The 26499-nt window shown below is 42.9% G+C and carries 28 protein-coding genes and 1 other annotated feature; of the genes, 24 read left to right on the forward strand and 4 right to left on the reverse strand.

The genetic code is table 11. The features are described from left to right. The first annotated feature begins 67 nt into the window (after nt 1-67). From EV146_RS14995 to EV146_RS15075, 17 genes are all read left to right on the forward strand, one after another. Nucleotides 68-2242, forward strand: coding sequence for an HD family phosphohydrolase (locus EV146_RS14995; RefSeq protein ID WP_121611716.1), 2175 nt, complete (start codon nt 68-70; stop codon nt 2240-2242). After that, complete coding sequence (gene ybeY / locus EV146_RS15000; protein WP_132007624.1) at nt 2239-2709, forward strand: rRNA maturation RNase YbeY; 471 nt, start codon at nt 2239-2241, stop codon at nt 2707-2709. The genes EV146_RS14995 and ybeY overlap by 4 nt, the downstream gene beginning before the upstream one ends. Further along, nucleotides 2693-3082: a diacylglycerol kinase family protein gene (locus EV146_RS15005; RefSeq protein ID WP_338419216.1), complete on the forward strand. Its 390-nt coding sequence runs from the start codon at nt 2693-2695 to the stop codon at nt 3080-3082. Before ybeY ends, EV146_RS15005 begins: the two co-directional genes overlap by 17 nt. Nucleotides 3083-3278: 196 nt before the next feature. Next, entirely contained in the window at nt 3279-3677 is a 399-nt protein-coding gene (locus tag EV146_RS15010) for a cytidine deaminase (RefSeq protein WP_121611722.1), read from the forward strand. Then, nucleotides 3670-4587, forward strand: a complete 918-nt coding sequence (era, locus tag EV146_RS15015; protein ID WP_132007627.1) for a GTPase Era — start codon at nt 3670-3672, stop codon at nt 4585-4587. The genes EV146_RS15010 and era overlap by 8 nt, the downstream gene beginning before the upstream one ends. Before the next feature lie 150 nt (nt 4588-4737). After that, a complete protein-coding gene (locus EV146_RS15020) occupies nt 4738-4881 on the forward strand; it encodes a YqzL family protein (RefSeq protein WP_121611726.1) in 144 nt (47 codons plus the stop codon). A gap of 31 nt (nt 4882-4912) precedes the next feature. Further along, entirely contained in the window at nt 4913-5665 is a 753-nt protein-coding gene (recO, locus tag EV146_RS15025) for a DNA repair protein RecO (protein WP_121613943.1), read from the forward strand. A 47-nt stretch (nt 5666-5712) separates the two neighbouring features. After that, nucleotides 5713-5886: a binding site (T-box leader), on the forward strand. Nucleotides 5887-5967: 81 nt separating this feature from the next. Then, nucleotides 5968-6858 carry a glycine--tRNA ligase subunit alpha gene (glyQ, locus tag EV146_RS15030; RefSeq protein WP_121613944.1) on the forward strand — a complete coding sequence of 297 codons (891 nt, stop codon included), beginning with the start codon at nt 5968-5970 and terminating at the stop codon, nt 6856-6858. Next, nucleotides 6851-8923 (forward strand): glycine--tRNA ligase subunit beta, encoded by a 2073-nt coding sequence (gene glyS, locus EV146_RS15035; protein WP_132007630.1) that lies wholly within the window; start codon nt 6851-6853, stop codon nt 8921-8923. Before glyQ ends, glyS begins: the two co-directional genes overlap by 8 nt. Before the next feature lie 143 nt (nt 8924-9066). After that, a complete protein-coding gene (ccpN, locus tag EV146_RS15040) occupies nt 9067-9702 on the forward strand; it encodes a transcriptional regulator CcpN (protein WP_121611731.1) in 636 nt (211 codons plus the stop codon). Nucleotides 9703-9730: 28 nt separating this feature from the next. Next, entirely contained in the window at nt 9731-10549 is an 819-nt protein-coding gene (locus tag EV146_RS15045; RefSeq protein ID WP_132007633.1) for a pyruvate, water dikinase regulatory protein, read from the forward strand. Nucleotides 10550-10845: 296 nt separating this feature from the next. Then, nucleotides 10846-11286 carry a YaiI/YqxD family protein gene (locus EV146_RS15050; RefSeq protein WP_181215884.1) on the forward strand — a complete coding sequence of 147 codons (441 nt, stop codon included), beginning with the start codon at nt 10846-10848 and terminating at the stop codon, nt 11284-11286. 35 nt (nt 11287-11321) lie between these two features. Then, nucleotides 11322-13133, forward strand: a complete 1812-nt coding sequence (gene dnaG, locus EV146_RS15055; RefSeq protein WP_132007636.1) for a DNA primase — start codon at nt 11322-11324, stop codon at nt 13131-13133. 45 nt (nt 13134-13178) lie between these two features. Continuing rightward, nucleotides 13179-14309, forward strand: coding sequence for an RNA polymerase sigma factor RpoD (rpoD, locus tag EV146_RS15060; RefSeq protein ID WP_121611739.1), 1131 nt, complete (start codon nt 13179-13181; stop codon nt 14307-14309). Nucleotides 14310-14740: 431 nt separating this feature from the next. Then, nucleotides 14741-15109 (forward strand): cytochrome c550, encoded by a 369-nt coding sequence (gene cccA, locus EV146_RS15065; protein ID WP_373566067.1) that lies wholly within the window; start codon nt 14741-14743, stop codon nt 15107-15109. 118 nt (nt 15110-15227) lie between these two features. Beyond that, a complete protein-coding gene (locus EV146_RS15070) occupies nt 15228-15935 on the forward strand; it encodes a tRNA (adenine(22)-N(1))-methyltransferase (protein ID WP_121611741.1) in 708 nt (235 codons plus the stop codon). Continuing rightward, on the forward strand, nt 15932-17047 hold the full coding sequence (locus EV146_RS15075) for a Nif3-like dinuclear metal center hexameric protein (RefSeq protein WP_132007639.1): 1116 nt from the start codon (nt 15932-15934) through the stop codon (nt 17045-17047). Before EV146_RS15070 ends, EV146_RS15075 begins: the two co-directional genes overlap by 4 nt. A 36-nt stretch (nt 17048-17083) precedes the next feature. Here EV146_RS15075 and EV146_RS15080 read toward each other — a convergent pair whose 3' ends face one another. Next, a complete protein-coding gene (locus tag EV146_RS15080; RefSeq protein WP_132007642.1) occupies nt 17084-18028 on the reverse strand; it encodes a 4-hydroxy-3-methylbut-2-enyl diphosphate reductase in 945 nt (314 codons plus the stop codon). Nucleotides 18029-18131: 103 nt separating this feature from the next. Further along, a complete protein-coding gene (gene vrrA / locus EV146_RS15085; protein WP_132007645.1) occupies nt 18132-18737 on the reverse strand; it encodes a VrrA/YqfQ family protein in 606 nt (201 codons plus the stop codon). A 221-nt stretch (nt 18738-18958) separates the two neighbouring features. Here vrrA and EV146_RS15090 point away from each other — a divergent pair, with 221 nt between their 5' ends. Together EV146_RS15090 and EV146_RS15095 are read left to right on the forward strand one after the other, a co-directional pair. After that, nucleotides 18959-20275 (forward strand): DEAD/DEAH box helicase, encoded by a 1317-nt coding sequence (locus tag EV146_RS15090; protein ID WP_121611749.1) that lies wholly within the window; start codon nt 18959-18961, stop codon nt 20273-20275. A 20-nt stretch (nt 20276-20295) separates the two neighbouring features. Further along, the gene (locus EV146_RS15095) at nt 20296-21189 is read left to right on the forward strand and encodes a deoxyribonuclease IV (protein WP_132007648.1); all 894 of its coding nucleotides are present in this window, start codon (nt 20296-20298) and stop codon (nt 21187-21189) included. 82 nt (nt 21190-21271) lie between these two features. Here the strand turns inward: EV146_RS15095 and EV146_RS15100 are convergent, their stop codons facing one another. Continuing rightward, nucleotides 21272-21529 carry a DUF2624 domain-containing protein gene (locus EV146_RS15100; RefSeq protein WP_121611753.1) on the reverse strand — a complete coding sequence of 86 codons (258 nt, stop codon included), beginning with the start codon at nt 21527-21529 and terminating at the stop codon, nt 21272-21274. A gap of 171 nt (nt 21530-21700) precedes the next feature. Here EV146_RS15100 and EV146_RS15105 point away from each other — a divergent pair, with 171 nt between their 5' ends. From EV146_RS15105 to EV146_RS15115, 3 genes are read left to right on the forward strand one after another with little or no spacing between them, the layout of a single operon-like run. Next, nucleotides 21701-22486: a metal ABC transporter ATP-binding protein gene (locus EV146_RS15105; protein WP_132007651.1), complete on the forward strand. Its 786-nt coding sequence runs from the start codon at nt 21701-21703 to the stop codon at nt 22484-22486. Continuing rightward, on the forward strand, nt 22483-23325 hold the full coding sequence (locus EV146_RS15110; RefSeq protein ID WP_132007654.1) for a metal ABC transporter permease: 843 nt from the start codon (nt 22483-22485) through the stop codon (nt 23323-23325). Before EV146_RS15105 ends, EV146_RS15110 begins: the two co-directional genes overlap by 4 nt. A gap of 14 nt (nt 23326-23339) precedes the next feature. Then, entirely contained in the window at nt 23340-23753 is a 414-nt protein-coding gene (locus tag EV146_RS15115; RefSeq protein ID WP_121611759.1) for a Fur family transcriptional regulator, read from the forward strand. A gap of 345 nt (nt 23754-24098) precedes the next feature. Here EV146_RS15115 and EV146_RS15120 read toward each other — a convergent pair whose 3' ends face one another. Continuing rightward, nucleotides 24099-24665, reverse strand: coding sequence for a hypothetical protein (locus EV146_RS15120; protein WP_132007657.1), 567 nt, complete (start codon nt 24663-24665; stop codon nt 24099-24101). A gap of 203 nt (nt 24666-24868) precedes the next feature. Between EV146_RS15120 and EV146_RS27600 the strand changes: the two genes are divergently transcribed. After that, nucleotides 24869-25390 carry a DUF308 domain-containing protein gene (locus tag EV146_RS27600; RefSeq protein WP_181215885.1) on the forward strand — a complete coding sequence of 174 codons (522 nt, stop codon included), beginning with the start codon at nt 24869-24871 and terminating at the stop codon, nt 25388-25390. Between the two features lie 538 nt (nt 25391-25928). Next, entirely contained in the window at nt 25929-26090 is a 162-nt protein-coding gene (locus tag EV146_RS27070; RefSeq protein WP_158287105.1) for a hypothetical protein, read from the forward strand. Nucleotides 26091-26499 lie beyond the last annotated feature (409 nt).

Consider the following 26499-nt stretch of genomic DNA (forward strand, 5'->3'; position numbering starts at 1 on the left):
CAAATTAAGTTTATTTTTACCATTTGCTTATTTCCGGCCGGATTCCGGCAGGGATAGGAGGTTTGAAATGGAGAAGCTTCAGGCCCATTTTACGAAGGTATTGAATTTGTTGAATATTAAGCTCTTCCGTATTCTATTATTTCTAACTCTGGGCATCATTATGTTTTTTGCCATGTATAGTAATGTGAAGCCTGAAAAACTGGATCTGACGCTATTTTCGGTTGCAGAGCAGACAATCCGGTCCCCCATTACGATCGAAGACAAGGTCAATACCGAGAGAGAAAAGCAAGAGGCAGTAGACCAGGTTCAGGACGTATATATTGTAAAAAAGGAATATGCCCAAAACCAGGTTGATTTAATTACTTCAATTTTTGATACCGTATCAGAGGTTAACAACGAAATCAAAGCGGAAATGAATGAGAAAGCAAATGAAGAGACAGCTGACAGCGGACAAACCACAGCTGCTGGAACATTGGATGAGAAGCTAAAGAGACTAAAGGACAAACTCACCGAAGAGGTTACCAAGGAACTTTCGGATCAGCCGTTTACGGCAATGCTACAGTCTTCCTCAAATGAACTGTCAATAGCGAAGGACCTGACAGTTACCGCAGTAAATAATGTTATGAGTAAACGCATCCCTGCGGATGAGGTTGAAAATGCCAAAAAACGGGTTGAGGAAGAATTAAAATATACAAGCCTCAACAGCGGTTTAAAGAACGCTATAATAACTCTTGGACGTTTCGCGGTGATCCAGAATGAATTTTATGATCCGAATGCCACGGAAGAGCTTCGTCAGCAGGCAATTGACAGTGTGGAACCAGTTAAAATACTCGAAGGACAAATTATTGTCGAAGAGGGGAAACTAATCAGCAGGGATGTTTATGAGCAGCTGAAGCTGGCGGGCCTGCTCGAAAGTGACAGCTCTTTTAAGCCATTTGCGGGTCTGATGATGATTATTGCCATTATCCTTGCTGCGCTGTTTTTCATTTTTGACGAAATGGACAGAACCGAAAAAAGGCAAAAGCAGCTGCTCATTTTCAGCCTGATTTTCGTAATGGCCCTGTTCATCATGAAACTCATCAGTCTTTTTACGGAATACGGGTATTCCGAGGCGGGATACGTGTTTCCGGCAGCGATGGGAGCGATGTTAATCAAGATTCTGGTAGATGAACGCCTTGCTTTGTTCCAGACCGTGATTCTTGGAATTTGCGGAAGTATTATTTTCAATCAGGGTATTGCCGGAACATTGAATGTTATGGTAGCTATTTATATCGTTGCCAGCGGTCTTGCGGGAATTATTTTTTTGCAAAAACAAAACCAGCGCTCAAAGATTCTGCAAGCAGGGCTGTTTGTTTCGGTTGTGAACCTTCTTATCATTATTTCGCTGGTTTTATTGCGCAACAGCCAATATTCCGGACTGGATTACGGATTCTATGTAGTAGTGGCTTTTTTGTCGGGCATCAGTTCTGCGGTGCTGACCATTGGCCTGTTGCCATTCTTTGAAGCAGGGTTTGGGGTATTGTCGACAATTAAGCTGATCGAACTGTCCAATCCTAATCATCCATTGCTTCGCAAGATCTTAACTGAAGCTCCTGGTACTTATCATCATAGCGTTATGGTGGCAAATTTGGCGGAATCGGCATGTGAAGCCATTGGAGGGAATGGGCTGCTTGCGAGAGTGGGCTGTTATTATCATGACATCGGAAAGACTAAACGTCCGCAATTCTTTATTGAAAACCAAATGAACATTGAAAATCCTCATGATAAATTACCGCCGCTGACAAGCAAGAACATCATCATAGCCCATGCAACGGATGGGGCAGACATGCTCAGAAAGCATAAAATGCCAAAAGAAATTGTTGACATTGCCGAACAGCATCATGGAACGACATTATTAAAATACTTCTACCATAAAGCAAAACAAAATGGTGCAGATGTGAAGGAAGCGGATTTCCGTTATCCGGGACCTAAAGCAAAGACGAAGGAAATAGCAGTCATTGGCATTGCAGACAGTGTCGAAGCTGCTGTAAGGTCGATGTCCCGCCCGACACCGGAGCAGATTGAAGGACTGGTCAGGAATATAATTGCTGACAGGCTGCAGGACGGGCAGCTGAGCGATTGTGATATAACCTTGAAGGAACTAGAAACAGTCGCTTTTACATTGTGTGAAACATTAAAAGGTATATTCCACTCCCGGATTGAATATCCGGAAATCACTAAACAGAAGGTGAAACAAGCATGAGTCTGGAAATAGATATTTTTGACGAGGTAGAAGAATTGACAGAGGCTCAAGTAGCGGAAATAGAAAAGCTATTGCAGTTTGCTGCCATTAAAGAGCAGGTTGAGCCTGGAAGTGAAGTTTCTGTAACGTTTGTCTCAAATGCTCGAATCCATGAGATTAACCGGGAATACAGGGAAAAGGACAGGCCAACCGATGTTATCTCGTTTGCTCTAGAGGAATTAGGCGAAGGTGAAATAAAAGTAGTTGGGGCCGGGATTCCCCGGATCCTGGGTGATATTATCATCTCGACCCAAAAGGCCAGGGAACAGGCGGAAGAATACAGTCACTCGTTCATGCGGGAACTTGGATTTCTGGCTGTTCATGGATTCCTCCATTTGCTTGGCTATGACCATATGTCAGAAGAAGAAGAGAAAGAAATGTTTTCAAGACAAAGGGAAATTTTAGATGAGTATGGACTCGCGCGATAAAAGTTCCCGCAGCAGGGCTGGGCTTTTACAATCTTTCCGGTGTGCCTTTGAAGGAATTGCAGGTTCGGTCAGACAAGAGCGAAATATGAAAATCCATTTAACCATGTCCGTCCTTGTGATTATTTTAGGTTTAGTTCTGTCTATTGACCAGACAGAATGGATGCTCATTGCCCTGGCAATTGGCGGTGTTCTTTCGGCGGAACTGATGAACTCAGCCGTTGAAAAAGCAGTTGACCTTTATACAAGGGATTTTCATCCCCTTGCCAAAATGGCTAAGGATATGGCTGCAGGTGCAGTTTTAGTAATTTCTGTGGCTGCAATGGTGATTGGTTTGTTGATTTTTATCCCAAAGCTCTTTGTACTTTTTAGTTGAAAGCTGTCTGCTGAGGCAGCTTTCTTCGTTATTTTATGCTCGCATTGAAACTGTCTTCATAATTCAGTACAATAACAAAGCAGGTTGGGAACAGAGTGACTAGATTTTAGAAAATTTAAAATTTTTATACTTTTTTCATTAAAATAATGAAATTTCAGCCAAAATAAGGTAAAATAATGGAAAGGAAGAATACTTTATGGATATTAAAATGTTAATCCAGGAAGCCAGAAAAGCAATGGAAAAGGCCTATGTTCCATATTCCAAATTCCAGGTCGGGGCTGCGCTCCTTACAGAAGACGGAAAAGTATATCAAGGCTGCAATATTGAAAATGCAGCTTACAGCATGTGCAACTGTGCCGAGAGAACTGCCATATTCAGCGCATATGCCCAAGGAGACCGCAAGTTTAAGGGTCTTGCTGTAATTGCGGACACTGACCGCCCAGTCTCTCCATGCGGGGCATGCCGCCAGGTTATTTCAGAGCTGTGCCCAAATGATATGAAGGTGGTTTTAACAAATCTAAATGGGGATATTAAAGAAATAACAGTTGAAGAATTGCTGCCAGGTGCATTTTCTCCGGAGGATTTACATGAATAACACTAATAATCAGGAATATAAATCAGGATTCATTTCAATTATCGGGAGACCGAATGTCGGGAAATCCACTTTCCTCAATCGGGTAATCGGACAGAAGATTGCCATTATGAGCGACAAGCCGCAGACCACTCGAAATAAAGTCCAGGGTGTGCTCACAGAGCAGGACTCCCAGCTTATTTTCATTGATACTCCGGGCATTCATAAGCCAAAGCACAAGCTTGGGGACTTTATGATGAAGGTAGCCCAGAATACTCTTAAGGAAGTTGATCTTGTACTGTTCATGGTCAATGCGGAGGAAGGGTTCGGACCAGGGGAAGAATTCATTATTGAAAAGCTTCAATCTGTCCGGACACCTGTCTTCTTAATTATCAATAAAATTGATTTAATCCATCCAGATAAGCTCTTAACGATTATAGAGGGATATAAGGAAAAATACGAATTCAAAGAAATTGTACCGATTTCAGCCCTTGAAGGAAATAATGTAGAGCGTCTTCTTGAGACAATCAAGGATTACCTTCCGGAAGGGCCTCAATATTATCCTGCCGACCAGGTTACTGATCATCCGGAAAGGTTTATTGTATCAGAACTTATAAGAGAGAAGGCTTTACATCTGACACGGGAGGAAATTCCTCATTCCCTTGCTGTCCTGATTGAAAAGATGGAACGCAAGAAGGAAAATAATACGGTACATGTCATGGCGACGATCATAGTTGAACGGGATTCCCAGAAAGGTATTATAATTGGGAAACAGGGAAGCATGCTCAAGGAAATCGGAAAACGCGCCAGACTGGACATCGAAAATCTTCTGGGGACAAAAGTGTTTCTTGAACTGTGGGTAAAAGTGCAAAAGGACTGGAGAAACAGGGCAACACATCTCAGGGACTATGGTTTCAGGGACGACGAGTACTGAGTTGGAAAAATAGATGAATTGCCGGGCAGCTTATGCACTCGGCAAGTTTACAATATTTAGCTAACATGAAAAACGGCTTGACAGGCTATGATATTCATAAGGATTCGGGATAAGAAGTGCTAGTTGAATAAATGAAAGGTGGGGTTTTCGATGTTGGATTTTACCTGGAAAGTTTTTTCGCAGACAGGTAACATTGACACTTATCTCCTCTTCAAGGAATTGGAGCAGGAAAAACGAGAAATACCCGGTAATCAGGAGGAAGAGCTAGCAGAAATTGATTTTCCCATCTCATAGGTTTGTCTCCAGCAATGGATGGTGAAGGATGATGCTGGAAAAATGTGAAGGCATCGTTATAAGAACTACAGATTATGCAGAAACAAATAAAATAGTTACCTTGTATACCCGTGAGTGGGGAAAGGTTGGTGTGATGGCGAGGGGAGCAAAAAAGCCGAATAGCCGGCTTACCGCCATCACCCAGCCTTTTACTTACGGACATTTTTTAATCCAGAGAGGACGAGGGTTAGGAACCTTGCAGCAGGGTGAAATGATTTCATCCATGAGAAGCATCCGCGAAGATATTTTCTTGACGGCTTATGCCAGCTATATTATTGAATTGCTGGATAAGGGTACCGAAGAAAAAAAGCCTAATCCATACTTGTTCGAACTCCTTTTTCAAACTTTGCAATATATGAATGAGGGGTATGATCTCGATATCCTGATGAATATTTTTGAAATCAAAATGCTGAACGTGCTGGGAATATATCCAGTCCTTGATCAGTGTGCCAATTGCGGGAACACCGAGGGGAGTTTTTCTTTTTCTATCCGGGAGGGCGGGCTGCTATGTCACCGCTGTCTGGAAAAAGACCCGTACCACTTTAAAATATCCTCTGCCACCGTACGCCTGCTGCGTCTTTTTTATCTGCTTGATCTAAAGAGACTTGGGAATATCTCTGTAAAGGATGAAACAAAGGCAGAGCTTAAAAAAGTGATAACCGCCTATTACGAAGAGTATTCAGGTCTTTACCTGAAAACAAAAAAATTTCTGGATCAGCTTGACAAGTTTAAAGACAAGCTGTAGATATTGACAAGCGTTTTTATTTTGGTTATTATTCAAATTAAACTACATATGTTGCTGGGATGAAAAGGAGTACCTAAAATTTCTGTATAAGCGAACCCGGGGTGGTGGGAGCCGGGGTACAGAATTTAGCGAATGGCGTTTCGGAGCGACTTTTTACTTTTAAAGTGGCTGTATTTATTGCAGCAATTAGGGTGGAACCGCGGGTAACTCTCGTCCCTATGCTTTCAGGCATAGGGACGGGAGTTTTTTATATGTCCTCGTTTCCTGGTCCTGCAGCCGAAAAAATTTGGAGGTGCAAAATGATGAATATCCAAAATATGATTTTAACATTGCAAAAACATTGGTCCGAGCAGGGCTGCATTTTGATGCAGGCTTACGATGTTGAAAAGGGAGCGGGAACGATGAGCCCTTATACCTTCCTTAGGGCAATAGGGCCAGAACCCTGGAATGTTGCCTATGTCGAGCCTTCACGGCGTCCTGCAGACGGTCGGTATGGAGAAAACCCAAACAGGCTCTATCAGCACCATCAGTTCCAGGTGATTATGAAGCCTTCACCAGACAATATTCAGGAATTGTACCTGGATTCTTTGAAGGCGCTGGGAATCAACCCGCTTGAACATGATATCAGGTTTGTAGAAGATAACTGGGAGAACCCATCCCTTGGCTGTGCCGGTTTAGGCTGGGAGGTCTGGCTTGATGGAATGGAGATCACTCAATTTACCTATTTCCAGCAGGTTGGCGGACTGGAGTGCAAACCTGTTTCAGTGGAAATTACATACGGAATTGAGCGCCTTGCGTCCTACATTCAAGATAAAGAAAATGTGTTTGAGCTAGAATGGACAAATGGCTTTACGGTCAGGGACATTTTCGGACAGCCAGAATTCGAGCATTCAAAATATACTTTTGAAACCTCGGATCCCGACATGCTCTTCAATCTATTTTCAATCTATGAAAAGGAAGCCCACAGGCAAATGGATGAGGGCCTGGTCCACCCGGCATATGACTATGTCTTAAAGTGTTCACATGTCTTTAACATACTTGATGCAAGAGGTGCGATATCCGTCACAGAAAGGACGGGATACATTGGACGCTGCCGCAATCTGGCTAGAAAAGTCGCCAAAACGTTCTATGAAGAAAGAGAAAAACTAGGATTCCCAATCCTTTCACGAAAGGAGAATCATGACAATGAGTAAACGTGATTTGCTTCTCGAAATTGGGCTTGAAGAAATGCCGGCCCGGTTTATAAACGATTCCATCAGGCAGCTTTCAGATAAAGTTGAGGCCTGGCTTTCCAGCAACAAAATTATGTTTCAAAACATCCAGGTATTCTCTACTCCGCGCCGTCTTGCTTTATTTATTTCCAATCTGGCGGAGCGGCAGGAAGATATTCATGAAGAGGCCAAGGGGCCTGCAAAGAAAATCGCGCTGACAGATACCGGGGAATGGTCAAAAGCAGCCGCCGGTTTTTCACGGGGACAGGGCATGAAAGTGGACGACATTTACTTCAAGGAGATCAATGGCGTTGAATATGCCCATGTGAAAAAGTTCATTGAAGGCAAAAACACTGCAGAACTGCTGCCAGAACTGAAAAATATTATAATGGGCCTTAGCTTTCCGAAAAATATGCGCTGGGCGGATGAGGAGCTGCGTTATATCCGTCCAATCAAGTGGATTGTCGCGATGTTTGGCAAGGACATTATCCCTTTTTCAATTACTGGGGTTTCAACTGGAAAACAGACAAAGGGCCACCGTTTTTTAGGAGGAGAGCTGGAGATAAGCGCACCTTCCAATTATGAAGAAGAAATGCTTGGCCAGTATGTGGTCGCAGATTCTGAAAAACGTAAAAGAGCAATTGTCTCCCAATTAGGGGAAATTGAAAAGGAAAACAGCTGGGTAATCCCGGTTGATGAAGAACTGCTCGATGAAGTCAATAATTTAGTAGAATACCCTACCGCATTATTTGGGAAATTTGAGGATGAATTTTTGAACATTCCTGAAGAAGTTCTTATCACATCCATGAAGGAGCACCAGCGCTATTTTCCTGTTAAATCAAAAGAGGGTGATTTGCTTCCATACTTTGTGACAGTCCGGAACGGAGACCAGCTCCATATTGAAAAGGTAGCGAGGGGAAATGAAAAGGTCTTGCGCGCAAGGCTGGCGGATGCCGCATTTTTCTATAAGGAGGATCAAAAGCTCCGAATTGAAACGGCGTTAAATAAGCTCAAAACAGTCGTATACCATGAAGAGATTGGCACGGTTTCTGATAAAGCTGCCCGTGTCAGGAAATTGGCAAACCTTGTTAGTGATAGGCTGGCCCTCACCGCCGATGCAAAGCAGGCTGCTGACCGTGCAGCCGAAATAAGCAAATTTGACCTTGTAACCCAGATGGTATACGAATTTCCGGAACTGCAGGGCATTATGGGGGAAAAGTATGCACTGCAAAAAGGGGAATCGCCTTCAGTAGCTAAAGCCATTAATGAGCATTACATGCCTAGAAACGCAGAAGATGGAACAGCTGAAAGCGATGCCGGAGCGGTTTTGGCTATAGCAGAAAAGATGGATACAATTGTGTCTTTCTTTGCCATTGGTGTGATTCCCAGCGGGTCACAGGATCCATATGCCCTTAGGAGGCAGGCAACCGGAATTGTACAAACCCTAATTAACAAGCAATGGGATCTTCCCCTCGAAACATTGATTGGCCTTTCATTGAATCTTACCCAGGAAGCAGGAATAATCAAGAACACGAGTGAAGATGTTTACCAGCAGCTTTTACAATTCTTCGGCTTGAGGATCAAGCACCTTCTGCAAGAGCGCGGAATCCGATATGACATCATCGATGCGGTGATTGGAAGTGGATTGAGAAACGTACCTGGACTTCTTGAAAAAGCGGATGTGCTGCAAAAGAAGAAAGATGAGCAAGGGTTTAAGGAAAGCATGGAAGCTCTTAGCCGGATTCTGAATATCGCCAGCAAGAATGAGGCAAGAGGTGATATCAGGCCCGAATTATTTGAAAATGAACAGGAAAAGGCGCTTTACAGCAGGTATCTTGATTGTGCGAAGAAGGAAGAGGCTGGTTTGCCTGCTGAGGAATTTTATGAGCTGCTCGTTTCGTTAAGCCCGGAAATAAACGACTATTTTGACCATACCATGGTAATGGCAGATGACCAGGCAGTGCGTGAAAACCGGCTAAATCAGATGGCAGGTCTTGCAGATCTCGTAATAAAGCTGGCAAAAGTAAATGATATCAATGTGAAATAACCGGAGAAAAAGTGCCGTTTTGCGTATCGAGTGATCGGCACTTTTTCTTCTTTCACCATCAAGTCAATTAAAAATACCTCTGAAGGCTAAATAGTATATAATATTTTATTAATGAGGTTGGGCTTAGTTCTTAAGTTAGTTAGGTGGTGATTCAAATCGACCTTAATAAGCGGCAAGAGCGGATTCTCAGCATTGTAAAAGAAAATGGCCCTATTACGGGGGAACAAATTGCTGAAAAACTGAATCTAACAAGGGCAACATTAAGGCCCGACCTTGCGATTTTGACAATGGCGGGGTACCTGGATGCCAGGCCCAGAGTTGGCTACTTTTTTACTGGAAAGACCGGCAGCCAGCTCCTGAGCGAGAGCTTGAAAAAAATATATGTGAGGGATTATCAATCGATACCCGTTGTCATTTCAGAAAATGTCTCAGTCTACGATGCGATCGTTACGATGTTCCTTGAGGATGTCGGAACCTTATTTGTGGTAGACAAAGATTCATTGCTGGTAGGAGTGCTGTCAAGAAAGGACCTTTTAAGGGCCAGCATAGGGAAACAAGAGCTGACAGCCCTTCCTGTCAATATTATTATGACGAGAATGCCGAATATAACCGTATGCAGCCGGGATGAGCTGTTAATTGATGCTGCAAAGAAACTAATTGAAAAACAGATTGATGCATTGCCTATCGTAAAAGAAACGGAAAAAGGGCAGGAAATTGTAGGCAGATTGACTAAGACTAGCATTACCAAGGCTTTTGTCGGATTGGCCTATCAGGAATAGGATTAAGAGATTAGGAGTTGGATTCACGATGGAGAAGATGCCGATAATCTATGTTGTCTCAGATTCGGTTGGCGAAACTGCTGAACTGGTAACGAAAGCAGCCATTAGCCAATTTAATCATACCGATCTGACTATTAAACGCTTTCCGTTTGTGGAGGATACATCCAATGTTGATGATGTCGTCTCCCTCGTGAAGCTTGAAGGCGGAATGATTGCTTACACGCTTGTCAAACCTGAAATCAATAATTACATGAAAGAAGCCGCAGTAAGAGAAGGTGTTCCTACCTATGATTTGCTTGGACCGCTGATTGGCTTAATACAGGAGCATTGTGGAGAAACCCCTCTATATGAGCCTGGCCGTGTCCGTAAATTGGATGAGGATTATTTTAAAAAAATCGAGGCAATTGAATTTGCAGTCCAATATGATGACGGACGGGATCCGCGGGGAATCTTAAAGGCTGATATTGTACTGATCGGGGTTTCTAGAACCTCCAAGACTCCTTTGTCCCAATATCTGGCACACAAGAGGCATAAGGTTGCAAATGTACCTATCGTCCCTGAGGTTGATCCTCCGGAGGAATTGCTGCTGGTACCTAATGGCAAGTGCTTCGGACTCCGGATATCCCCTGAAAAATTAATTCAGATCCGGAGGGAACGCCTCATCTCCCTTGGACTTAATGACAAGGCGATCTATGCCAATATAGGGAGAATCAATGAGGAAATTGAATACTTTGATACCATCGTACAGAAAATCGGCTGCCCCGTTATTGATGTAACGAACAAAGCGGTCGAGGAAACCGCAAATGCTATTCTGAGCCTTATGCACAAGAAGACGGCCAATCTTTAGCACATCCTGCATGTGCTTTTCTTTTTGGTACTGGGTTCTTGATGGGCCGGAAATCTGATGAAAATTTTTAAAGATAAAATAATGGCAAAATTGCCTTTCTTATACTATAATAAAAAATTGTGATAAAAATGCCCATGATTAGGTTTAGACTTGATGAATTACGAATAAACTATTTATTGTTACATGTCAAGATAATGGGTATAAAATAATTCGACAAATCCTGATTTTGAAAAATTCCTTTTCCAAAGAAGGAATATGTGGAGTGATGTAGAATTACTACTTATAAATCAGACCATTTGACAGTTTTTGTCGATGCGGACTCCTGTCCAGTCAAGCAAGAGATTGTCGAAATTTTATCGGCATTTCCTTTTCACCTCGTTTTTGTCGCATCTTATGCCCATATGACCAATGATACTTCAACTGAAAGGTGGGTATATGTTGATTCTGATAAAGAGGCAGCCGACCTGTATATCATGAATCATGCAAGAATGGGTGATATCTGTATTACCCAGGATATCGGGCTGGCTTCGACCCTGCTTGCAAAAAGAGTTTATGTCCTGTCGCCCAGGGGAACTTTATTTGAAGAACAGGGAATTCAAACAGCCCTTGAACTTCGACATTTGTCGGCAAAAGCAAGAAGGCGAGGTATATATGGAAAAGGTCCAAAATCTTATAATGAAAAAGATCGTGAAAAGTTTGTAAAGGAATTTACAATGCTTTTGTCGAAATTTCATTAGGAACACAGAAATGCATCATAATTGGGGTAATGCTTATGGCAGAAAGGATTGCCGAAGAAAAAATCAATGAAATCCGACAAGCGGTGGAAATCGTCGATGTCATTGGTGACTATGTTCAGCTAAAAAAGCATGGCCGCAACTATTTTGGTCTCTGTCCTTTTCACGGAGAGAATACCCCTTCATTTTCTGTTTCGCCTGACAAGCAAATCTATCATTGCTTCGGCTGCGGAGCAGGGGGAAATGTGTTTTCATTCCTGATGGAGGTAGACGGATTATCTTTCCAGGAGGCCGCATTAAAGCTCGCAGAACGAACCAATATTGAATTGGAGGTTGAGGCTGCATCTCCTTTAAAAAGGAAGGCCTATCCCGAAAATTACCGGCAGATGGTTGATGCGCATGAACTGCTCCGAAAGTTTTATCATCATTTGCTTGTGAACACGGACGAAGGCCAGCCAGCTCTTGAATACCTTCTGAAAAGAGGATTTTCAAAAGAATCAATTGATAAATTTCAAATTGGCTATGCATTGCCATCCTGGGAATTTGTGACCGGCTTTCTGCAGAAGAAAGGATATTCTGCGGAGCATATGGAAAAAGCAGGACTGATCATCAAACGGGACAGGGACGGCACCTTTTTTGACCGCTTTAGGGATAGAGTCATGTTCCCGATTTTAGACCACCAGGGGAATACGATTGCGTTTTCAGGAAGAGCCCTAGGGGACGATGAGCCCAAATATTTAAATAGTCCGGAAACGCCAATCTTCAATAAAAGTAAAATTTTATATAACTTCAGCAAAGCAAGGTCCTCTATCCGCAAGCATCAGCATGCCATTCTCTTCGAGGGATTTGCCGATGTGATTGCAGCGGACAGGTCGGGTGTAGAAAACGGTGTTGCAACAATGGGTACATCGTTAACAGGCGAGCATGTTTCTATCTTAAAAAAAAATGTCCAAAACATAACGATATGTTATGACTCCGACAAAGCAGGTATTGAAGCCGCCTATCGCGCAGCTGTCTTGCTGAATGATGCAGGCTGTACTGTAAAAGTCGCCATGATGCCCAGCGGAATGGATCCAGATGATTATATCAGGAAATACGGAGAAGAAAAATTCCGCAATGAGGTCATCGGTTCAAGTTCGACGTTTATGTCGTTTAAGATCCAGTACTTTCGAAGGGGGAAAAATCTCCAGAATGAAGGAGATCGCCTCCAATATATCGAAGAAGTATTGAAAGAAATCAGCAGACTGGATAAGGCTGTTGAAAAGGATCTTTATCTCAGACAGCTTGCTGACGAGTTTTCCCTTTCACTGGATGCTCTGAAACAGCAGGCAAATCAAAGCCAGGATAATGGGAAAGGGCAGCCTGCCAGGCAGCCGCAGCCCGAACCCGAAAAAAAGCAGTTTGTTTTCACGAGGCAGGCAGGTCTGAAACCAGCTTACCATGAGGCTGAAAGACGCCTGATTGCACATATGATCAGAAATAGCGAAATTGCCTATAAGGTCCAGGAACTGCTGCAGGGCAAGACCTTCAACATTGATGAACACCAAGCAATTATTACTTATTTATTAGGTTTTTATGAAAAAGGTTATGAGCCTGATCCAAGTCGGTTCTTAAATTATCTTGAGGATAATAAGCTAAAAAGGGTCGTAGCAGACATCGAAATGATGTCCCTTAACGACGAACTTGCCGACCAGGAATTAACTGATTATATCAAGCAGGTGTTGAATTATCAAAAGTTGTTAAAAATAAAGGATAAACAGGCAGAACAAAAGGAAGCAGAAAGGCAAAGCGATTATTTACGTGCAGCCGCTATCGCAATGGAAATTATCCAGCTGCGGAAGTCTTTATAGATCTTGCAGGAAATGTGTTTTGTGATTTTGGAAGGAGGGGGACAAATGGCTGAAAAGTCGGCCCGTTCTAAAGAGGTTGAACCAGAAGTGACCTTAGAACAAGCAAAAGACCAGTTAACGGAGCTGGGTAAAAAAACCGGCGTCCTTGCGTATGATGATATCGCGGAGAGATTAGCAAGTTATGAACTGGACTCTCATCAAATGGATGAATTTTATGAATTCCTGGGTGACCAGGGTGTTGAACTAGTGGGAGACAGCGATGATGATGATGATCCCAATATTCAGGAGCTTGCAAAAGGAGACGATGAAGAGTTCGACCTTAATGATCTCAGTGTCCCTCCTGGTGTAAAGATTAATGACCCTGTCAGGATGTATTTGAAAGAAATCGGGCGTGTTGATCTTCTTTCTGCCGAAGAAGAGATCAATCTTGCAACCAGAATAGAAGAAGGCGACGAAGAAGCCAAAAGGCGTCTTGCCGAAGCAAATCTTCGTCTGGTTGTCAGCATTGCCAAACGCTATGTGGGCAGAGGGATGCTGTTCCTTGATCTTATTCAGGAAGGGAATATGGGTTTGATCAAAGCAGTCGAGAAATTCGACTACCGCAAAGGTTTTAAATTTAGTACCTATGCGACCTGGTGGATTCGCCAGGCCATTACCAGAGCGATTGCTGACCAGGCCAGAACCATTAGAATCCCGGTCCATATGGTAGAAACGATCAACAAGCTGATTCGGGTACAACGACAATTACTGCAGGATTTAGGCCGTGAACCATCTCCTGAAGAAATTGCCGAAGATATGGACTTGACTCCAGAGAAGGTTAGGGAAATCCTAAAGATTGCCCAGGAACCAGTTTCACTCGAAACACCGATTGGTGAAGAAGACGACTCCCATCTTGGCGATTTCATTGAGGATCAGGACGCTACATCACCATCTGAACACGCAGCCTATGAATTATTGAAAGAACAGCTGGAAGATGTTCTGGATACTCTGACAGACCGCGAAGAGAATGTCTTAAGACTTCGTTTTGGACTGGACGATGGCAGGACCAGGACACTTGAAGAAGTAGGAAAAGTATTCGGAGTGACCCGAGAGCGTATCCGCCAAATCGAAGCCAAAGCGTTGCGTAAGCTAAGACACCCTAGCCGAAGCAAACGTCTGAAAGACTTTTTGGAATAAATGACAACGAAGGGGATAATTTGCTTTCTAAGTGAATTATTCCTTTTTTGTTTTAATGAAATCCATTTGGTTGCGCTTACACTATTTTTATCTATTTTACTGAATTGTCTCGCACTTTGCAAATGCAGTTTTTGAAAAGTCTTACTGCCATTATAGTTACATAATAACAAGTACGTGAAAAAGGTGCTGTAAAAAGTCCCTTATATGTGTAAATGGTCAGGCGTTGATTCATTTCCTTAAATCAGAAAATAAGTTGGATTTTTTTAAATAAGGAAGGTTTGCTGTGGTAGGTTCGTGCAGGGTCATTTTTGTCTAAAATGTGAAGAAGTGTGACAAAGTTTGCTTTTTTGCTTTTACTTGAAACGTTTTTCAAGTAAAATAAAGTTGTTTGCATTAGTAATTGCAATGATAGTTTACATAAGGAGGGATAGATGTTGAACAGGAATCCAATTATTCCATTCGTACTAATCATGGTTTTCGGAATCGGCTTAATGTTTTTACTGTCATTTAAGGGTGTTGGTGATTCCAAGGAAATGGCGAAGGAACAAGAAGGCGGAGGCGAAAATACGGAGGAAGTGGCCGATGCCAGTCCAGAGGAACTTTACCAGCAGAGCTGTATTGGCTGCCATGGTGACCAAATGCAGGGTGTGTCTGGTCCGGCGCTGAAAACAGTTGGAAGTAAATATTCCAAAGACCAAATCCAGGAAATCCTCGTGAACGGTTTGCCAGGAGGTATGCCAGGGGGCTTAGTATCAGGGAACGAAGAAAAGGTGGCTCAATGGCTGTCTGAAATGAAATAAACTCTTTTATCTGGTCCTTTGCAACGGCAAAGGACTTTTTTTATAATAAAAAGATGGAATCCATTGTCGAACATAATGTTGGTTAAAAACCAGGAAATAGAAGGAAACGGGTGAGTGAATGAATACCGAGAAACTTTCAAAACGTCTTGCGGCTGTTGCAGAATTTATACCTGCAGGCTCTAGGCTGGCTGATATCGGCTCCGACCATGCATATCTGCCTTGCCATGTCGTGAGGAAAGGAGGGGTTACTTTTGCGGTTGCCGGTGAAGTAGCAGAAGGACCCTACCAATCAGCGTTAAAGCAGGTCCGGCTTGAAGGGCTGTCAGACAGTATAGACGTCCGGAAAGGGGATGGGCTGGAAGTGATCCAGAACGGCGAAGTAAACTGTATTACAATTGCCGGAATGGGCGGGGCTTTGATTACTTCCATCCTTGAAAAGGGAAAAGATAAATTGGTACAAGTAAAGAAGCTAATCCTTCAGCCTAACATTGGTGCTTCATCGATCCGAAAATGGCTGCTGGAGAATGACTGGGAATTGGTTTCTGAAAAAATCCTGAAAGAGGATGGGAAAATTTACGAAATACTTGTAGCGGTGAATGGCGTTCCTGAAGCCCCATACAGCGGGAACAAGGACATGCAGCTCTTATTCGGCCCTTACCTTTTGAAGGAAAGAAATCAAGTATTCCGCGAGAAATGGGAGCTTGAAAAAATAAACTGGGAAAGGATTCTCACCCAGTTGGAGTCCGCGGAGCAAAATGAAGGGACTCTCAGTAAAAAAGAGGAGATCCTCACCAAAATAAAAATGGCGGAGGAGGCATTAGCATGAAAAAAGTAAACGGACATGAAATTATTCAGCTCTTTGAACAATTCTCTCCAATGGCATATGCCATGGAGGGGGATAAAGTTGGATTGCAGATTGGCTCGCTAAATAAGCCGGTGGAAAATGTCATGATTGCCCTTGATGTCCTGGAAGAAGTCGTTGACGAAGCCATTGAAAAGAACGCCGGATTGATTATAGCCCATCATCCTCCGATTTTTAGACCCCTGAAAAAAATTACAGAGGAAACTCCTGCAGGGAGAATGATGATCAAGCTGATTAAGCATGATATAGCTGTTTATGCGGCCCATACTAATCTGGATGTTGCAAAGGGCGGGGTAAATGATCTTTTGGCATCTGCCCTTGGCTTGAGAAACACGGAAGTTCTGGTACCTACATATGAAGACAAACTGTTTAAATTAGTGGTCTTTGTTCCAGATGAAGATGCAGAAAAAGTGAGAAAGGCTATTGGGGATGCTGGAGCAGGATCAATTGGAAACTACAGCCACTGTTCTTTTTCAGGAAATGGAAAGGGTTGTTTCCTGCCTGGCGGTGAAGCCGCGCCGCATATTGGAGAACCAGGAAAATTCGAGGAAGTCGGAGAAACCCGAATTGAAACCATCTTCCCCAAGAGTAAACAAAGGAGAGTCATACAAGCTATGCTTAAGGCACATCCCTATGAAGAAGTTGCCTATGATCTATACCCTTTGGAAAATAAAGGGGAGGAGCTGGGGCTGGGACGTGTCGGCCTGATTGATGAAATGAACCTGAAGGACTTTGCTGAACACATAAAAAAAGTGTTGGATGTCAAAGCAGTGCGGGTCACCGGAGATTTGAACGCTAAAATAAAAAAAGTAGCAGTTCTTGGGGGAGACGGCAATAAATATTTCATGCAGGCAAAATTCCATGGGGCGGACGTATATGTGACGGGCGATCTATATTATCATACTGCACATGATGCGATGATGGCGGGGTTGAACATTATTGATCCAGGGCATAATATCGAAAAGGTCATGAAGGCTGGAGTAAGCCGCATCATGGCAAATATGTCCCGTGAAAAAAGCTATGATGTAAAGTACTTTCCATCGGAAGTTCATACAGATCCTTTTACCTTTATTTAAAAAAAAACCCATTCCAGAGCTGGAATGGGTTTTATTCTATATTTTCTTTTTAACTTTAGGCAAAATTTTAGCCAGCGGCACTTTCTTTTCTCTGGTCCACGTATGTTGGTCCCCTGGATCATATTGCTCAAGGAAGGTGATGACTTCCTTGGTTATAGGGGTTGGAGTTGAGGCTCCTGCCGTTACTGCTACTGTTTCAGCACCCTTTAGCCACGCGAGATCCAGTTCGGAAATATCAGCAATGCGGTAGGCTCTAGTGGAGGCAATTTCCTCGGATACTTGTGCCAGTCGATTAGAATTATTGCTCTTGGGATCTCCAACAACAATCAGCACATCAGCTGCTTTTGCCTGTTCAGCAACAGCTTCCTGGCGTACCTGGGTGGCCATGCAGATTTCGCGATGGACTTCCACCTCCGGGTATTTTTCTGTAACTTTACTCATGATATCAGCAACGTCCCATTGACTCATTGTAGTCTGGTTCGTAGCGATCAGCTTATCAGCTGGCAGGGCAAGGCTCTCTACATCCTCCAGCGTCTCAACCAGATGAACCTTGTCAGGTGCAACACCAACGGCGCCTTCGGGTTCCGGATGCCCTTTCTTGCCGATATAAATAACATGGAATCCTTCCTGCACTTTTTCTCTGATAAGATCATGCGTCCTGGTTACGTCAGGGCAAGTTGCATCAATCGCCACCAAGCCTTTTCTTGCGGCAATCTCCCTAACTTCCGGTGAAATTCCATGGGCGGTAAATATTACTGTCCCTTCATTTACTTTTTCAAGAATTTCTTTGCGGTTGCTGCCATCGAGGGTGATGATTCCTTCCTCGGCAAATGCATCGGTAACATGCTTGTTATGGACAATCATGCCTAAAATATAAATAGGCCTGGGTAAACTTTTATCTAGAGCCGCGTTACGGGCTATTACCATGGCATCAACAACACCATAACAATAACCTCGCGGTGAAATTTTAATTACATTCATTAATCTTCCTCCTGGAGATACTCTGTTTCTATATGTTTCTATTATAGTAAACTAGAAAACAGAATACAAAAGACTTTATTTCCAGCAGGTGGTTTGTCAAATTTTAAATAAATAACTTTGGCCGTGAATCTTTCACTTTTAGTTTGGCGGTCTCTTCCGCAGGACTTGTAGGGGGAATGTCTTCTTTGCGTTCAGGCGTTTTCACTTTTTTTGCTGATGGTTTATCTGGTTTAGTTTCAGGTTCGTTTTCTTCCTCTTGATCGGGAAGATCCTTTAACCCTCTGTACAATTTCCACATCGCAGGCAGGTTCCTTACAAGGGGGCCATATTGCTGGATCATGGGTCCAACTGACTGCGCCGTTTTTAATACTTGCTGTGTGTTGTTTAAAAACCCATTAAGTGCACCGGGATTTGTAAGGGTCTGAAGCAATCCTCCTTTTGAAGCGCTGCGCTGGCCAAGGACAAAGCCGTTCATGCCAGCCCCATTTCCAGCTCCATGTTGAGTTCCCTTGCCAAGCAATTTGGCGAGAATTCCTCCCTTCCTCGCCGGCTGGGCTGGCCGCATTCCCATCATAGGGCCCATCCGATATTGGGGGGGTCTCATTTGTCCGAAAAGCTGGCGTCCTGGTCCCGGTCCCATCTGACGGTGAAACGGACCGCCATAGCGAGGACCATAACCGTTATATGGTGTGCGAGGTCCTGGATACATTCTTTTTCCTCCTTTTCAATTATCTCTTCTGTCTAGAATATGCTATGGGATAAATTTGGTTTAGAAAATTCCTATCAAAGCATGACAACGAAGCGAAATAAAAGGTTTTTTTAGCAAAATTGGAGATTTTTACGATTGTTTATTATAATAACAGGATGACTACCCTTTATAATCAGAAGGCAGGCATAACTCCAAGAAAAAGAAGCAAAAGGAGCTTACAGATGAATTCAACCAAATTTGAAAAATATAATTTAAAGCCATTTATTCTCGATGCGGTCAAGGAACTTGGCTTTGTTGAGCCTACTGAAATACAGGATAAGCTAATCCCTGTCATTGGAAGAGGGGAAAGTGCAATTGGTCAATCACAAACAGGCACCGGGAAAACGCATGCTTATCTCTTGCCGATCATCAATAAAATTAATCCATCCTTAAATGAGGTACAAGCTGTTATTTCTGCTCCGACAAGGGAACTTGCCAATCAGATTTACCAGGAAGTTTTAAAGGTGGCTGCGCATGCTCCGGAAAATGAACAAATTACTGCGCGCTGTTTCATTGGGGGAACCGATAAGTTAAGGGCGATCGAAAAACTAAAGATTCAGCCGCATATTGTCATTGGAACACCAGGCAGAATTAATGATTTGGTGAAAGAACAGGCTTTATTCCTTCATAAAGCGTCTTTCCTGGTTGTGGATGAGGCGGATTTAATGCTGGATATGGGTTTCATTCATGATGTAGACCAGTTTGCTTCAAGAATGCCTGAGAAATTGCAAATGCTTGTCTTCTCGGCAACCATTCCCGAGAAACTGAAACCTTTCTTGAAGAAGTATATGGAAAATCCTAAATATATTCAGGTTGACCCTAAAAAGGCGGCAGCTGAAAAGATTGATCATTATATCATGCCTGCCCGTCACAGAAATAAAGTCAGCCTTGTCCATTCCGCTTTAGATGCCTACAACCCATATTTGGCGATCGTCTTTACTAATACTAAGAAAAAAGCGGATGAAGTGGCGGATGGCCTCATAGCCCAGGGAGTCAAGGTTGGGAGAATTCATGGAGATTTAACTCCTCGCGAACGAAAAAGAGTCATGAAGCAAATCAAGGATCTTGAATATCAGTACCTTGTTGCAACCGATCTGGCTGCAAGAGGAATTGATATTGAAGGAGTGAGCCATGTCATCAATTACGAGCTTCCGACAGACCTGGATTTTTACATCCACAGGGTTGGAAGAACAGCTCGTGCCGGGTATTCAGGCATCGCTTTGACTATTTATGAGAACTCCGACGAGGATGCTCTGAACAGACTTGAAAAAATGGGTGTACAGTTCACTAATGTCGATCTTCAAAAGGGAGAAATGGTGGAGATCGGTGAACGCAATAAACGCAAGAAACGGCAAAGACAGGAAGACGAAGTGGAAGCCAAGGCAAAATCAATGGTAAGAAAACCGCAAAAAGTAAAACCTGGCTATAAGAAAAAGATGCAGGCTGATGTCGCTAAAATAAAAAAACGGGCCAAGAGGCTTCAAAATAAAAATAAATAAAGTAAATGGGGGGATATGTAATGGTGAAAATTGGTTCGCATGTGTCCATGAGCGGAAAAAAAATGCTGCTGGCAGCGAGTGAAGAAGCAGTTTCATATGGTGCCAACACGTTTATGATCTATACAGGTGCTCCACAAAATACAAGAAGGAAAAAAATAGAGGATTTAAACATAGAGGCAGGCAGAAGGCATATGGAGGAGAATGGAATAGACGAAATTGTCGTACATGCTCCTTATATTATCAACATCGGAAATTCTTCAAATCCAGATACATTTGATTTGGGCGTTCGTTTTCTGCGAAGCGAGATTGAGCGAACCGAAGCAATCGGCGCCAAACAGATTGTCCTGCATCCAGGCGCGCATGTCGGTGCAGGAACGGAAATTGGCATAAAGAAAATAGTTGAGGGCCTGAATGAAGTATTGACTGGAAAGGAAAACCTTCAAATTGCTTTGGAAACAATGGCCGGAAAAGGGTCTGAGTGCGGGAAATCGTTTGAAGAACTGGCAATGATCATGGATGGTGTCATTTATAGCGATAAATTATCAGTATGCTTTGACACCTGCCATACCCACGACGCAGGATATAATATTGTTGAAGACTTTGACGGGGTGCTAAATGAGTTTGATAAAGTAATCGGAATTGAGCGCCTGAAGGTCCTCCATATTAATGATAGTAAGAATGCGGTCGGCATGAGGAAAGACCGGCATGAAAATATAGGATTTGGCCATATCGGGTTTGACGCTTTGAGTTATATTGTCCATCACCCACAGCTTGAAAACATTCCGAAAATCCTTGAAACACCTTTCGTGGGTGAAGATAAAAATAGTAAAAAACCGCCGTATGCACATGAAATTGAAATGCTGAAGAATAAAAAATTCGAGGAAAACCTGCTTGATTTCATCCTGCAGGCATAAGAATGTAAGAGAAAAAGAGCTGCCGCCCGGTGGGCGCAGCTCTTTTTACCATCGAAGGCAAATAAAACTAAGTACGTTTAGGCTATTGTTTGGTAAACTGGATAAAGAGCTTATTCACTTCTTTGGCCGTTTCGGGCCCGGCAATTTTGGCAATCTCTTTAATGAGAGCGATACGCTCCTTGTCCTCAAAAATATTGACCTTTTTACCTCTTAAGTATTCTGCGATTTTTTTTGCCTGCCCCTTGCTGATTGAAATTTGAAACTGGGAGGCATACTTCATCAGCTCTTCACCGGTGATAGTACTTACTTTATGATTAATGATGTTTTCAAAAATTTTCATTCTCATCACTCCTCTTTGTAGAGTATGAGGCCACTTCGTGAATCGTGACATAAAAATTCAGGAGTTAATTTAAAAGGAACCTCGAAGTTTCTTTTTATTTACTTTTATGCTTCGGTGATGTATACTTCTTGAAGTAAATCGTAACGATTCTTATTTTTGTGGGTGGTAAAAGTGAAAAATATAAGGCCAATTATTGAAATAAACCATTTATCTTACCGGTATGAAAGGGAAAATGTTCTTGAAGATATAAATTTGATTGTTCATAAAGGCGCCTTCCTGGGAATCGTAGGACCGAATGGATCTGGGAAATCAACCCTGTTAAAACTTATTTTGGGTCTGCTGAGACCGCAAAACGGGGAGATAAGGCTATTTGGCGAAGATATAAAACAGTTTAAAGATCAACATAAAATTGGATTTGTTTCCCAAAAAGCAAACTCATTTAATTCAGGCTTTCCTGCAACTGTATATGAGGTAGTTTCAAGCGGGTTAACGAAGAAAATCGGGATGCTTCGGTTCCATAAGAACGAGGATTCATTGAAGATAAAAAAAGCCATCGCAGCTGTCGGAATGGAGAAATTCGTCGATAGGAATATTGGAGAGCTCTCTGGAGGCCAGCAGCAAAGAGTGTTCATTGCCAGAGCGTTGGTCAGTGACCCGGAATTGCTGATCCTTGATGAACCTACAGTGGGAGTCGATGCAGAAAATGTCCATTCCTTTTATGAAATGCTGTCCAAACTAAATCGCGATGGAATAACGTTAATAATGGTCACCCACGATATCGGGGCCATTTCGGATAAAGTAACAAATGTAGCTTGCTTAAATAAAGCTCTTCACTTCCATGGCACTTCCCATGAGTTTGAAACCGAGAAGACCAATGGAATGTCTGATATTTACGGCCATGGCGTTCATCTTCTAAATCATGATCATCATCATGAGCATGAGGGGGCACAGCTGTGATTTCAGGTATCCTGCAGTATGAATTCCTCCAAAATGCATTCTTTTCCGGAATTATTATCGGGTTAATTGCTCCATTGCTCGGTGTGTTCATTGTTGTCCGCAGGCTGTCGCTTATAGCGGATGCGCTGAGCCATGTTGCATTGGCAGGAATCGCAGCAAGTTTGTTCATGGGAAAAAACTTCGCCTTTTTCAGCGGCCTGAACCCGCTCTATATGGGTATGGCTTTTTCAGTTGGAGGGGCTATCTTTATCGAAAAGCTCAGAACCGTCTACAAGCACTATCAGGAGCTTGCGATACCAATCATCCTTTCGGGTGGAATTGGCCTCAGTGTCATTTTTATATCACTTGCGGATGGTTTTAATACAGATTTGTTCAGTTATTTATTCGGAAGTGTCAGTGCTGTTAGCAGAGCGGATTTATGGACGATCATCGCAATAAGTATCTTTGTGTTGCTAACTATTTTCCTGATGTATAAGGAATTATTTTTATTATCCTTTGACGAGGAATATGCAAAAGCTACTGGCATTGCAGCCAAAACGATCCATTTCATCTTTATTGTGATGGTTGCACTTGTCATCGCAGCATCAATGAGAGTGGTTGGGATCCTTTTGGTCTCCTCATTGATGACATTGCCTGTTGCTGCCAGCATTAGGCTTTCTCGCGGATTTAAACAAACGATTTTGTTTTCAGTTATCTTTGGTGAAGCGTCTGTTATTGGCGGACTGTTCCTATCCTATTACCTGGACTTGGCTCCAGGAGGCACGATTGTGATGATTGCCGTATTAATTCTATTGGTTACAGTCCTGATAAAAAAGCTCTCCAATCTGAGAGCTGTTTAACGGGGTGAAAATACATGAATGTAGATGAAGCAATGGGCCTATTAAAAGATCGAGGCTTTAAGCATACTGGCAAAAGAGAAGAGATGCTTCAATTGTTTTCTGACAGTGAAAAGTATTTAACGGCCCGGGATGTTCTAGAGAAAATGAAAGGCCAGTATCCCGGTTTAAGCTTTGATACCATCTATCGAAATCTCTCGGTATTTGTAGATTTGGGCATTCTTGAGATGACTGAGCTGTCAGGTGAGAAGCACTTCCGCTTTACTTGTTCACATGACATGCACCATCATCATTTTATTTGTCTCGAGTGCGGAAAGACAAAGGAAATAGAGACCTGCCCGATGAGTGCCCTTAGTGAAAATCTGAAAGGGTATGATGTTTCCGGGCATAAATTTGAAATTTACGGAAAATGCCCGGAATGTCTAAATTGAGCTGGGGTTTTCCGGGAGTGAGTAAAGTTATGGGTATAAAGGAAGAAAATTAAATTTGCGCTATTGAAAAGGGGATGTCCAAATGTCACGTAAAGCGACTTTTTGGCTCCTTTTTTCATTTCTGCTAAAAAACACAAAAATTTTTCAGTCTTTCCAAATGTTACCATCCATAGCAATTCCCCGGGAAGCCAGTTACACTGGACATACTGAAAAGTAGCTGCCTGCAACAGCTACTTTTATGTTTGGAAAAATTATAAGAATGTGCAGATGCAGGAAATTTTCAAGCAAGATATCGAAAAACAGCTGCATTACCACTGGAACGGGGTCAACACAAATTTTGCACAGCTATTTCTTTAGCCATGACTCCACCCATTTGTTTGCTTCGTTCCAGTCATGAACGCGGATGACTCCTTCCGGCAATGGGTCGCGATTATAAGGAGTATCGAATAATAGGACAGGGATCCTGCATTCTTCATGTATCATGACCGCGTTGTCATGCTTGTCCTCGAAGAATATATCGACTCCGAATGTCTTTGCTGCTTCAATTTTATCGTGCGTGCCGATCAATTCGATATGGTGGTAAAAAAGGTCATTGCTCGTAAACCAGTTTGACGTGACTTCGAGCAAATGGCTGCCCCTGGCAGAAATAAAGTAAAGCTCATGCTCTTTTTCCCATGCTTTTAATACCTCTTTAGCTCCTTTTGCAAGTGGTGACTGTGAGTAAATGACAGGCTCATTTTCGGAAAACCATTGGGAGAATTCTTCTTCTGAAACCGTTACTAACGGCATTAAGTCGTACTCTTTCACATCATCGAGCGTAACATTAAGGTTAAATTCCTTGTTTAAAAATGGAAGAATGGATGTCGGGCAGGTAACTGTGCCGTCTATATCGATGCCGAAACGTTTTTTCATACTATAGCTCCTCTGTCTCTATCGTAATTCACTTTTTTTATCATAACAAAAGATCTCAGCCTATAGAAGAAATTATCCTATTTCCTTCAGTTTAAACACCTCAATGATTCGGACCAATTTAAGACACTGCAGACAAACATTGTCATTTTAAAAGGGTAGAAATTGCAGACAATATAAATGCTCCATTACGAAAGCGAGGGATTATGATGGCAGATCAAAGCAACCAGGATAAACCCGAGTATATTAATGAACCTCAACAAGATGTGATGAAAAGTAATAGCAGCGAGCAAGGCGGACAAAATAATAATGCTTCATCCGTAACACCAGGTGCAAGTGTGCCGATGCCAAGCATGACGGACTTTGACCAATCGTCGATGACGAATCAAATGGGTTCTTCGGCGACAAATACCCAAAACCGTGAGGAAACCGCTGCGGAAATTGCTGCGCCGGTACCGGCAAAAGCACTTAAACGCAATCAGAACAACCAATCGGGCCAAAACGCCCAAGATCAGGGAGCACAGAAAGCAAGCGGCAGTATGATGGGGATATCTGCCATTGCCATCTCCATCCTTTCTCTGTTCGTCCTGCCATTTATCCTCGGTGCCACTGGTATCGTACTAGGCTTTATTGCCAGAAGCAGGGGAGCTAAGGGACTAGGGAGCTGGGCGATCGGCATAGGTGCACTCTCGGTTATCATTGGAATGTTCATCTTGCCGTTTTTTTGATTACTCAGGAGCAAAGTAAAAAAGGCCCGGTATTTACCGGGCCTTCCAGAATGTAGCAAACTCGATGAAAATCGGGTTTGTCTACATTCTTTTTTTAGTTGGAGTACACATGGGCTGTTGATTCTGTTCCAGGCGCTTCGCTTTCCATTGGGCTGGCATTGAGCCTTCTCGTCGCAAGCTCCTGCGGGGTCTAAGCTAACCAGCTGATCCCGCAGGAGTCTGCACGCCTTCCACTCCAATCAACAGGGGTTTAATAGTCAATGTGAAACAAACTGTAACAAGCAGTTAAATCTGCTTGTCTACATTCTTTTTTAGTTGGAGTACAAATGGGGCAGTTGATTTCCGTTCCAGGCGCTTCGCTTTCCGCGGGGCTGGCGCTGAGCCTCCTCGTCGCAAGCTCCTGCGGGGCCTAAAGCTGTCCAGCTGATCCCGCAGGAGTCTGCGCGCCTTCCACTCCAATCAACAGGGGTTCTAAACTTAACGTGGAGTTATTTCGAGTCTATTTTAAAAGAACACATATTATACTTGAGAGATATAGATGTTTTCGAAAAACAATCCTATCCAACGAGATCAATTAGAAATCATTGCTTTAAACCAACTTGTTCCTCAGGAATATTTAGTCCGCAAGACGGAAGCAGCCCTTGATTTCTCTTTCATTTATGACTTGGTGAAGAATGTATATTCGGAAGTGTCCGGCTAAGGACTTAGGAGAAATTTTCCGAAAGCATGATTTATGTATGACGAATACTATGACTGTAACCTTTGCCTGGCTGGAGAAGTCCTCAGGTATTCGACCACGAACAAAGAGGGATACCGCGAATATCAACCACTGAAGAATATTTGCGCCAAGTGCCTGTTTTTAGCGCAATGACATAAAGCCGGGATTATCAAAAGGTGGTCACTCGTCATATATGGCAAGGGGATGTGGAAGATGTGGAGCATATAAGGCATAAACAGAGTAAAAGGCATCTATTCGAAACGGAAGCATTCCGAGCACTTTTTATAGAGAAACTGAAAGAGGCTGGGCCATAACTAGCTCAAATAGTGAGAAAGGTGAAATTGAGCGTACTCAATTTCACCTTTCTCTGTTTTTGCTTGTCTTTCTACTA

The sequence above is a fragment of the Mesobacillus foraminis genome (assembly GCF_004340465.1).
GTDB lineage: Bacteria > Bacillota > Bacilli > Bacillales > Cytobacillaceae > Mesobacillus_B > Mesobacillus_B foraminis.